The organism is Longimicrobiaceae bacterium, from assembly GCA_035696245.1.
In the GTDB taxonomy this organism is placed as follows: Bacteria; Gemmatimonadota; Gemmatimonadetes; order Longimicrobiales; family Longimicrobiaceae; genus DASRQW01.
The window spans coordinates 1-10,783 of sequence record DASRQW010000327.1; the positions used below are offsets into that span (position 1 = coordinate 1).

Sequence of the window (10,783 nt, forward strand, 5' to 3'; positions counted from 1 at the left end):
GTGCCGGTGCAGAGGAACGACGTGCGGGTCCGCTGGCACGTGCCCGGGTCGCCCTCCACCGTCTCCGGGCACACCTGGCCCGGCCGGATGCGCACGAACGTGCCGTCGAACCGGCGGAAGCGGATCTCGTACGACTCGTTGTACGTGTTCCGCTGGTTGCACAGGATGCTGATGGCCACCGCCTCGCCGAGCCGGATGGACTCGGTGTGGTCGCTCCGCCAGTGAACGCCGGCAAAGTTGCGCGACAGGCCGATGTTGTCCACCAGCTTGTTGATCTCGCCCTCCACGGTGAGCACGGTGTCGCCGCTGGGGTTGAAGGCCGTGAGCGCCGTGCCGTCGTCGGTGGGGACCACCGGGTTCAGGATCAGGTGCTCGCCCGCGAAGAACGCCTTGAGGATGGTGCCCAGCGCGCCGGCCACCGTGGCGTGCCCCGCGCCGTACGACGGGTGGATGGGCGAGCCTTCGGCGAACGCCTGCGGCAGCAGGTAGGTGCCGCCCTCGGGGAAGCGCCGCAGATTGGCGTTCTGCTGGAGGTTGTGGTTGAAGATCAGCGGCAGGATCGTGGTCTGCAGCCGCGCGAAGTTGGCCGCGTGGAACGGGTACGCCGCCGCGCCGATGATCTGGTTGTGGATGCGCCCGCCGAACTCCTCGGGCCGCAGGCGCCGGTGCACGGCCCACTTCTCGTACCACACCGCCTTGAGCGCGCGGTTCATTGTCTCCAGCAGCAGCGAGACCAGGTGCGGCGGGCCGAAGGTAGCGAAGCCGTTCTGGTTGGCCGACTTGCCGGGGAACTGCTGCTCGAACGGCGTCGCGGGGTTCACGTACGGCAAGCAGCGCGCGAACTCCACGGCGCGGCCGGGGCCGGCTTCGCAGCGGCGCAGCGGCTCGTCGGGCGAGAGGAGCTGGAGGCCGGCGTTCAGGAAGGCGTTGAAGGTGAGGTCCACGTGCACGAACTGCCCGAAGTCGCGCCCGTTGCGGATGTAGCGGGGCACGTCGTCGCACGCGGACTGCTCGCGGTCGCACCCGTCCTGCACCGCCAGCCATTCCTTGTACGCGGTGACGTAGTCGATCCCCGGCTGCACCGTGCGGATGCGCCCGGGGATGAGCTGCGCGCCGTACGGCGTGTCCATGTACATGAACTGCGAGACGTACGGGCCCACCTGGCTGCCGGGCGAGAAGCCGCGGAAGAGGTTGGGCGCGTCGGTGGGGGCGAAGATGCAGCTGTACCCCGCCAGGTCGGCCGCCGCCGCGTTGATGAGCGGGTCGGTGGCGTACTGCGTGTAGGGGACGTCGCGCGCCAGCGACATCCAGTAGTTCTCCGCGATCTCCGAGATCTCCTCGGCGCTGTTGAACTTGGGCGCGGGCGGCAGGCAGAGCGCGTGCGAGTCGAAGCCCTCCAGGTCGAAGGCGAACGCCGACTGCGGGTCGTCCAGCGTCCGCCTTCGCACGCGGCACTCCAGCGCCGACGGCACGCCCGACGGGATCGTGGGCGTGCAGCTGGGGCAGCAGCCCAGCGCCACCCCCTCAAACAGCAGCGGGTTGGCCGTGGCGAGGGCGCTCAGGAGCTTGCAGTACTCCGCCCCGATCACCTCGCCCAGCGCGTTGTGCGGCAGGCCCTTGGTGAAGCTGCCGATGAAGCGGTTGGGGAAGCTGGTCTGGAACTCGATCTCATCGCAGTTGCACGGGTGGCTGCGGGGCGAGACCGACTCGTTCGTCGCGGCCGCTCGCACGGCACGGCTGAGATCCGCCCTTTCCTCCGGGCTGCACGGGCCCAGCTCGCACCCCGTGGGGCACGACGAGGCGGTGGAGGTGGGCGGGTCGGTGGTGCAGCCGGGGCCGGGGTTGCATGCCGCGGGAAGGCTGCGTGGGGGGCACGGGAACGCCATGGTGCACCTGCCTTGGGGGAGGATTGGGCAGGACGCGGCGGCGGAGAGTTCCGCCGGGGCGGAAGGGCGGAGAGCGGAGGGAAAGCTGAACGGATAGTACATTTCCCGGCGCATCCGAAGCGCCCTCCAACTTACATTACCCCCTCACACGGGAGAGTTCCCGCAGTTCTCGAACACTTTCCCAATGGACAGAATGCTTAGATTTCATTGAATGGATTCGCTCTTCCGGGTAACTTTCATCTGATGGTTCTGCTCGTTGCAGATGAACTCGCGGCGAGTTTGTGCTGAGCGAGTGGTTAAATGAATACGACTGGAAAGGTGTACCCCGGATGAGTCGATGATGCGACTCGCCGATGCGTGTTCTCGTAAGTGCTGATCGCGTCCAATGAGCGTGCTGGCCTCGAATCCGACGGACCAACGACGGCGGCCCGGCTCGCGATGAGCCGGGCCGCCGCCCTGCGTTCGGACCTACGCGCCGATCAGGCCGCCATCGCCGTGGTGGTGGTGGCGAGGTGCGCAGTGTCTGTGGAGAGGGTCGGGCTGGTGGTGCCGGTGGTCGGCGTGGCCGTGCCGGTCCCGCCGGTCGTCCCCGTGGTGCCGCCCGTGGTGGCGGGCACCGTGCTGTCGAACTGGCTCTCGCCGGTCCACGCCGGCTTGCCCGGCGCCGGATCCGGCGGGTTGAGGTTGCGGGCGTGCTGGATGGGCGGGCCGTCGTAGATCAGCGTCTCGCCCGCCGCGCCGTTGAGGCGGTGGTAGATCTTCAGCTTGCCCGTGGACGGGTCGTAGACGTAGTGGTACGTCTCGGTGTTGGTGGTGTCGCCGTGCGAGTTGACCCAGTGCACCAGCGTCTTGCCGCCCTCCACCGTGGTATACCAGGCGTTCACGCCGTCCCCGAAATAGCAGTGGCCCCAGTAGCCGGCGAACGTGCCGTTCTTCTTGATCACGCCCACGAAGTCGCCGCCGGTGATGTTCACCTTGTCCCAGATGCTCACGTCGAACGTGTAGGTCACGCCGCCCACGGTGATGGTCTTGCGCGCCGGTGTGCCCAGCGTGCGCAGCGGGGTCTTGGTGCCGCCTGTCTCGGTGATGGTGTCCTTGCCCGTGCCCGGGCACTGCGACGACACGTTGCAGATGAACGAGTCGGAGTACATGTCCACCGGCTTCGGCGTGTCGGCCACCACGGTGGTGGGCGTCGCCGCGATGAGCGCCGATGCGCTCGTGCCCGTCATCTCCGGCCGGGGCAGCGGCCGGTGGGGCGCGGTCGGGGAGTCGCAGGCGGCGGCGGCCATGGTCAGGCCCAGCGCGGCGGCGGTGAGCAGCAGCCTTCGTAACTGATGAAGCATCTTGGAGCTCCGGCGGATGGGGATGGGTGGAACAACGCGGTGAATGGAAGAAAAACAAATGTCTTCCATCTGTCAATTATTCTTGGCGTAAAACGTATTTGCGTTCGAACGTGAGAAGATGCCGCTCGTCACGTACAGCGTCGGGCGCGGTGCTCAGAGGCTCAGTCGAGGCGTTGCGGTGGTTCTGCCAGGTATGACTCGGTTGTTGCTAAAGACTGCTGACGAATTACGAGATCAGAATCGGCAGCTCGATGGGGTGAGAAGGTCGCCGGGAGATGCACGGAGGGACGCCCTCGTGGAGATACCAGCAGGCCACCAGGGCGCGATATGAGCGATGCGAGCGTCGGCTGCGGGCAGTGCCCTAAAACTGAAGCGGCGGGAGACTGCCGGGCGCCACGCTCTCGGCGCGCGCTGATCGGCAGGCTCCCGCCGCGGGCGGGGAGACCCCGGACGGAGGCCAACAGGCGGTATCGTTGGCCGGAGGAGGAGGCTCGCCGACCCCGCGGAGGAGACGGGCGGCAGGCCGTATCGCCGACCGGCTCCGGAGCGGCCCGCCGCGAACGGCTCTCCGTCTCCCGAAAAGAAGAGAAGAAGCCCCTACGGACGCGGCGACAGAGGGGGACGGGCCGCCGGAAGACGGGGCGGAGGGACGGTGCGCGGCACCGGACGCACCACGCGCGCGGGCGGCGGGGCGGGCGACTCCGGCTGCGGGGCGTTGCCGTCGCCGCTGGTGCCATCTGCCGTGGTGTCCGGCGCCGATCCGTCGAGCAGGTCGCCGATACCCCGCACCACCGTGCCCACGATGCCGTCGGCGGCCGGGAGCGTGTCGGGGTGCAGCGGGCACGCCTGGGTGGGCTCGGTGCCCTGCTGGTAGAACTCGTCGCGCACGTGCTCTGCCGGGCACGCGGGAGTGGCGAGCTGGCCGGACTCGCCGTCGATGCGGCGCGTGGTCACGTCCGCCGGCACCGCCCACGGCGCCGGCACGGGGCGGCCCTTGTACCAGCTTCCCATCACCCGTCCCCACACCGGCGCCGCGAGCCCGCCACCGGACGCGTCGCCCAGGATGGACTGCGGCCGGTCGAAGCCCAGCCACACGCCCGCCACCACGTCGGGCGTGACGCCGATGAACCAGACGTCGGCCGCCTCGTTGGTGGTCCCCGTCTTCCCCGCGGCCGGCACGTTCCACGGCAGCCCGCCCGGCCCCCGCGCGCCGATGCCGGTGCCGTGGTCCACCACGTCGCGCATGAGCGAGTTGGTGAGGAACGCCACGGACGGCGAGAGCGCATAGTGGCGCTGCGTGTCTGCCGCGTACAGCACCCGCCCCTGCGCATCGGTGATGCGGCGGATGAGGCGCGGCGCGACCGCGGTGCCGCCGTTGGTGAAGGCGGCGTACGTGGCCACCATCTGCAGCGGCATCACGTCTGCCGCGCCGAGGAAGGTGGACGGATAGGCCTTGATGGAGGTCGTGATGCCCATACGGTGGGCCAGCTCCACCACCTGCCCCGTGCCGACCCGCTCGCCCACGGCCACGGCGGCACGGTTGGACGATACGCGCAGGCTGCCGCGCATGTCCAGCGTGACGCTGTCGGCCACGTGGTCCGCCGGACGGTAGCCGCCCGCGCCCTCCACCACGTCCTGCGCGCCGGGACCCACGAGCGGCGTGGAGATGGGCATCCCCGCCGCGATGGCCGCGGCGTAGACGATGGGCTTGAACGACGAGCCCGCCTGCCGCCGCGCCTGCCGCACGCGGTCGAACTGGCTGAGCGCGTAGTCGCGCCCGCCCACGAGGGCGCGGATGTCGCCGGTGTTGGGGTCCAGCGCCACGAACAGGCCCTGGAGGCACTGGTCCGGCCGCACCTGCTTTCCGGCCGAGCACGACGCGTGGCGCCAGCGGCCGTACGCGCCCCTCTCGATCGCGGCGATCTGCCGGACGAGCTGCGCCTCGGCGGCGGACTGCATGCCGCGGTCGAGCGCGGTGTACACGCGCAACCCCTGCCGCTCCGCGTCGGCCCCCATGCGGTCGCGCAGCTCCTGCCGGACGGCGGCCACGAAGTACGGTGCCGCCCCGCCCGCCTCGGCCGGCGGCGCCAGTCGCAGCGGCTCGGCGCGGGCGCGCTCCGCCTCCTGCGGCGTGACGACACCCGCGTCCGCCATCAGCCCAAGCACGACGTTCCGGCGCCGGAGGGCCGCCTCGGGATTGCGGCGCGGGCTGTAGTAGCTGGGCGCTTTGGGCAGCGCCGCCAGCATGGCGGACTCGGCCAGCGACAGGCGCGCGGCGGGCTTGCCGAAGTAGCCCTCGGCCGCGGCCTCCACACCGTACAGGCCCTCGCCCAGGTAGATCTGGTTGAGGTACAGCTCCAGGATCTCGTCCTTGCCGAACGCCTTCTCGATCCGCCGCGCGATGGTGATCTCCCACAGCTTGCGGCGCAGCGTCTTGGCCCGCGTGAGCTGCTCGGGGAAGACGTTGCGGGCGAGCTGCATGGTCACGGTGCTGAAGCCCTGGTTGTAGCGCAGCGTCTTGATGTCGCGCGCCAGGGCGCCGGCCGCGCGCCGCCAGTCGACCCCGTGGTGCTGGTAGAAGCGCTTGTCCTCCACCGCCAGGAAGGCGCCGGACACGCGCGCGGGTATCTGCCGCAGCGGCACCACGGTCCGCTGCTCCGGGGCCAGGCGAGCGACCACGCGCCCGTCCGCGTCGTAGACGGCGCTCGCCTGCGGGGGCGTGTAGTCGCGCAGCGCGGCCACGTTGGGGCACGCCGCGCCCGAGCAGCGCGGCCACAGGTACGCCAGCACCGCCAGCCCGCCCGCCAGCGCGATGCCGCAGCACGCCAGCACGAAGCGGAAGAAGCGGCGCCCGCCTCCGCCCTTCTTCTTCGGGGCTGGCTTGCGGGCGCGTGGCTTGGCGGATGCTGCGGGACGCTTGGGAGCTGTAGCCATCAGGGATGCTGGATTCGATTCAGGAGCGCGCCGGTCACGGCGCGGTGCGGGCGGTTCGTACAGGAAGAGAACGACGATGTTCCTGTCCCGCAATCGCGTCGCAGAACGGCCGTGCGCGTCACGTCTGGCGAGCAGAGGCTGATTGAGCGTGCCACGCGCGCCCGGAAGCCGGAAGTTAGGATCCACGATGGTGGCAAAGCCGCCCGGGAAGCGAAACACCGGACCCGCGAGATGCGAGGCCCGGCGATCTCCTTCCGACCCGGAAGAGCGGACTACATCATCAGCGCACTGACGAACTTCATGTCCGCGGCGCGGAAGAGCACCGGTCAGTGCCCGGAATTCCTGCTCAGCTCCACCGTTCCGCTCGGGGCTGCACCGACAGCAATCGGGTGACGCCGGTGGTTTCGGAGTAACGACATCTTCCGGATCGACAACTTCGACCACGTCCCCAACAACCTTCGAGGTAATCGATTAGATCTCCACCGCTTGGTGGATGACGGGACGTCGCAGAACGCTACCTGCCCGCGACCGTTAGCTCCGCAGCAGCCGCCCACCGTCCACCACCAGCGTGTCACCCGTGACGAAATCGGCGCGGAGGAGGTACAGAAGCGCGGCTACGACATCGTCCGGCGAGCCGTTGCGGCGGAGGGGGGCGCGCTCGGCGAGGCGGCGGACCTCGTCCTCGCCGAGGTTCTCGGGGGGGAGGACCGTACCGGGGGCAATGGCGACCACACGCACCTCCGGGGCGAGCGCGCGGGCGGCAACCTTGGTGAGGTGGATGAGGCCGGCTTTGGAGATGGAGTGCGCTGCGTAGCCTTCCCACGCCTGCATCCCCGCCAGGTCGGCGATGTTGACCACCACGCCGCGTCGCGCCCGCAGCGTGGCCGCAAGCGCACGGGTGAGCAGGAAGGGCGCGCGAAGGTTCACCGCCATCGTGTGGTCCCACAGCGACGCGCCGGTCTCCTCCAGCCGCTCGGGCGGGAAGACCGACGCGTTGTTCACCAGCACGTCCACCCCGCCGAACGCCGCCTCCGCCTCCCGAGCCAGCCGCTCCACGGCCTCCCCGTCCGCCAGGTCGGCGGCGAGCGCGACCGCTTCCCCACCCTGCGCGCGCACCTCCGCGACCAGCGCCTCCGCCGCCTCGGCAGACGAGTTGTAGTGCACGACCAGGCGCATTCCCTCGCCCGCGAGCGTGAGAGAGATGGCGCGGCCCACGCGCACGGCGCCGCCGGTCACGAGCGCGACGCGGCCCCCCAGGTCCCGCTGCGGCGGACGTACGGAGGAGGTCATCCCGCTACTCGTCGTCCTGCTTGAAGATCTTCAGGTTGGTGGAGTGGCCGGGCGCCGTGCGGGCCTTGGGATTCATGTAGTGCACCGCGTTGTTCACGGCGATGGCGGCCTCGCCATAGCCGGTGGCGATCAGCTCCAGCTTGCCGGGATAGTGCACCACGTCGCCCGCCGCGTACACGCCGGTGATGTTCGTCTCCATGAGCTGGGACACCTTGATGGTGTTCTTCTCCAGCTCCAGCCCCCAGGTGGAGATGGGGCCGAGGTCCGGCTTGAAGCCCAGCAGCGCCACCACCGCGTCCACCTCCAGCTCCTGCTCCTCGGCCGTGTCGTTGTTGTGCAGCACCGCGCGCGTCACGCAGCCGCCCTCGCCCACGATGGCGCGCGTCTCGTACGGCGTGCGCACGTTCACCTCCCCGCGCTCGGCCGCCGCCCACATCTCCTGCACGCTCGCCTTGTGCGCGCGGAACTCCGGCCGCCGGTGGATGAGCGTGACTTCGCTGGCCACGCCGCGCAGCCCCAGCACCCAGTCCACCGCGCTGTCGCCGCCGCCGATGAGCAGCACCTTCTTGCCGCGGAAGTCCTCCGGCTGGCGCACGTGGGTGTGCACGCCGCCCTCGCGCGAGTAGTGCTCGTCCCAGCCCGGGCACTCCAGCACGCGTGGGTTCAGTGCCCCTTTGCCCGCGGTGATCACGACCGTGCGGGTGAGGAACTCGCCCTGGCGCGTGACCAGGCGGATGTGGCCGTCTTCGGGCACCAGGCTCTCGACCTCGGCCTCCAGCACCACCTCGGGCCCGAACTGGGTGCCCTGCTCGATCATGTTGTTCGCCAGGTCCTTGGCGAGGATCTTGGGCAGGCCGCCCACGTCGAAGATGTACTTCTCCGGGTACAGCGCCATGAGCTGCCCGCCCAGCTGCGGCAGCGCGTCCACGATGCGGCACGACACGCCGCGCAGGCCCGCGTAGAAGGCGGCGAACAGCCCCGTGGGGCCGCCTCCGATCACGGTGACGTCGGTGATGCTCGCTTCGCTCACGCTCAAGGTCCGGTTGGGATGATGGGGGGCTGCCGGGCGGGCGCGAAGGTGCCCCCGGCGCACGGCTTCATATAGACGCGGGTGCGTGCCGCCGCAAGTCGTGCCGCCCGCATTCGGCCGTCGTGCAGGATGCAGGAATCCTTGCAAGATCGCAGGGCGGAGCACGAGGCCGGCAGCGCGCCGCATCTCGCAAACCGTTTATTTACAAACACTTGAACATACACCGCACGCTGGTATGCGCGTTGCCTTAACCCAGGCCAGCAGCACGGCGACAGTGCTGATGACCCCCTCACCCTCCAGGGAGCCACACCATGAAGAACGTTCGCAACAACAAGGGCTTCACGCTCATCGAGCTCATGATCGTCGTCGTGATCATCGGCATCCTCGCCGCCATCGCGATCCCGAAGTTCAGCAAGGTGTCCGCCGGCGCCAAGCAGGCCGAAGCCTACGGTGTGCTCGCGCAGATCTGCTCGCTCCAGAAGTCGTACTTCGAGGCCAAGGACACCTACGCCGCCTCCGAGGGCTCGCTGACCGGCTGGGCGGATCCGAGCGCCAAGTACTACACGTTCACGTCGACCGGCAGCGCCACCGCGGCCTCGGCCGTCGCCACGCCGAACAGCGCCGGCTCGACCGCGGGCGTGAAGACCATCACGCGCAACTGCGTGACCGGCGTCGACGTCGAGAGCTGAGCCTGGCTCGCTCTCGCTGACGCTCCATGACCGGGAGCCGGATTCGTCCGGCTCCCGGTTCTTCGTTCCGGGCCGGGCCATTCTCACCTCCGGTCCCGAACAGCCGCCCCGCCGCCGTTGGGCGGCTTTTCGTTTTCCCCTTCACCGATTGACGCCGAGCATCCGTCTCCGATGTCCTTCGACTGCGATGCAGGAGATGGGTGGACGAGATTCGGGAGATGCGATGCGCGGAGCATCGGGGCTCGGCGGAAGGCCCGCGACACGGCGCGATTCCGTTCCGGCCGCGCCGAGAAGAACCGGCGGATGCACACCGGCGCGATCACGGATGCGGGAGCACGGCACAGCTCACCGGGCCGCCGGCTCGTGCCGCGCGCATGGATGCATTCTGCCAGATAGCATGCAAAGGCCCCCCTCATCAACCCGCTCCGCAACGTGCCCGAACGTTCGCAAACCCAGCGTTTGCACGGAATTTCCCGCATCGCCGCATCTGGTATGCACGTTGCCTTAACCCAGGCCAGCAGCACGGCAAGTGCTGGAGTCCCCTTCTCTTCTCTCCGGGAGTCGCACCATGAAGAACCTCCGCAACAACAAGGGCTTCACGCTCATCGAGCTCATGATCGTCGTCGTGATCATCGGCATCCTCGCCGCGATCGCGATCCCGAAGTTCAGCAAGGTGTCCGCCGGCGCCAAGCAGGCCGAAGCCTATGGTGTGCTCGCGCAGATCTGCGGTCTCCAGAAGTCGTACTTCGAGGCCAAGGACACCTACGCCGCCTCCGAGGGCACGCTGACCGGCTGGGCGGATCCGAGCGCCAAGTACTACACGTTCACGTCGACGGGCAGCGCCACCGCGGCTTCGGCCGTCGCCACGCCGAACAGCGCCGGCTCGACCGCGGGCGTGAAGACCATCACGCGCAACTGCGTGACCGGCACCGACGTCGAGAGCTGAGCCTGGCTCGCTTCGGCTGACGCTCCATGACCGGGAGCCGGATTCGTCCGGCTCCCGGTTCTTCGTTCCGGGCAGGGCCATCCTCACCTCCGGTCTCCGAACAGCCGCCGCGCCACCGTTGTGCGGCTTTTTCGTTTCCCCTCACGACGCCGCCGGGCACCTGCTGTCGATCTGTTCGAAGGAGATTCGGAAGATGCGGGGATGCACTGCCGGTCACTGAAAGGACGGACCGCGACCGAGGCGATGCGATGCCGTCCCGGTCGCAGGACGACGAGCCGGCGGATGAGCACCGGCGCGAGCGCGGCAGATCTCGCCGGGCCGCGTGATGGATGCATTCTGCCTGAAAGCTTGCAAAGCTCGCCTTCCTGGAGCGTTACGCGAACGCGTAAGTGATTTATATCGCAAGCATTTACAACGACTTATGGGCGCCCATGGACCTGGTATGTGCGTTGCCTTACCCCAGGCCAGCAGCACAGCGGTGCTGGAGTCCCCCAATCTTCTCTCCGGGAGCCGTACCATGAAGAACGTCCGCAACAACAAGGGCTTCACGCTCATCGAGCTCATGATCGTCGTCGTGATCATCGGCATCCTGGCCGCGATCGCGATTCCGAAGTTCAGCAAGGTGTCCGCCGGCGCCAAGCAGGCGGAAGCCTACGGCGTGCTCG

The 10,783-nt window shown here is 69.0% G+C and carries 7 protein-coding genes; 2 read left to right on the forward strand and 5 right to left on the reverse strand.

Translation table 11 applies throughout. The features are described from left to right. From VFE05_15200 to VFE05_15220, 5 genes are all read right to left on the reverse strand, one after another. The coding region (locus VFE05_15200; GenBank protein ID HET6231419.1) for a vanadium-dependent haloperoxidase at nt 1-1,730 on the reverse strand (1,730 nt) is incomplete at its 3' end. Nucleotides 1,731-2,365: 635 nt separating this feature from the next. Next, complete coding sequence (locus VFE05_15205) at nt 2,366-3,229, reverse strand: hypothetical protein (GenBank protein HET6231420.1); 864 nt, start codon at nt 3,227-3,229, stop codon at nt 2,366-2,368. A 597-nt stretch (nt 3,230-3,826) separates the two neighbouring features. Continuing rightward, nucleotides 3,827-6,163 carry a PBP1A family penicillin-binding protein gene (locus VFE05_15210; GenBank protein ID HET6231421.1) on the reverse strand — a complete coding sequence of 779 codons (2,337 nt, stop codon included), beginning with the start codon at nt 6,161-6,163 and terminating at the stop codon, nt 3,827-3,829. A gap of 531 nt (nt 6,164-6,694) precedes the next feature. Beyond that, nucleotides 6,695-7,453 (reverse strand): SDR family oxidoreductase, encoded by a 759-nt coding sequence (locus VFE05_15215; GenBank protein HET6231422.1) that lies wholly within the window; start codon nt 7,451-7,453, stop codon nt 6,695-6,697. Nucleotides 7,454-7,457: 4 nt separating this feature from the next. Beyond that, nucleotides 7,458-8,483 (reverse strand): NAD(P)/FAD-dependent oxidoreductase, encoded by a 1,026-nt coding sequence (locus VFE05_15220; GenBank protein ID HET6231423.1) that lies wholly within the window; start codon nt 8,481-8,483, stop codon nt 7,458-7,460. A gap of 311 nt (nt 8,484-8,794) precedes the next feature. Between VFE05_15220 and VFE05_15225 the strand changes: the two genes are divergently transcribed. Together VFE05_15225 and VFE05_15230 are read left to right on the forward strand one after the other, a co-directional pair. Next, nucleotides 8,795-9,172: a prepilin-type N-terminal cleavage/methylation domain-containing protein gene (locus VFE05_15225; protein HET6231424.1), complete on the forward strand. Its 378-nt coding sequence runs from the start codon at nt 8,795-8,797 to the stop codon at nt 9,170-9,172. Nucleotides 9,173-9,740: 568 nt separating this feature from the next. Then, complete coding sequence (locus tag VFE05_15230) at nt 9,741-10,118, forward strand: prepilin-type N-terminal cleavage/methylation domain-containing protein (protein ID HET6231425.1); 378 nt, start codon at nt 9,741-9,743, stop codon at nt 10,116-10,118. The last annotated feature ends 665 nt before the right edge of the window (nt 10,119-10,783 follow it).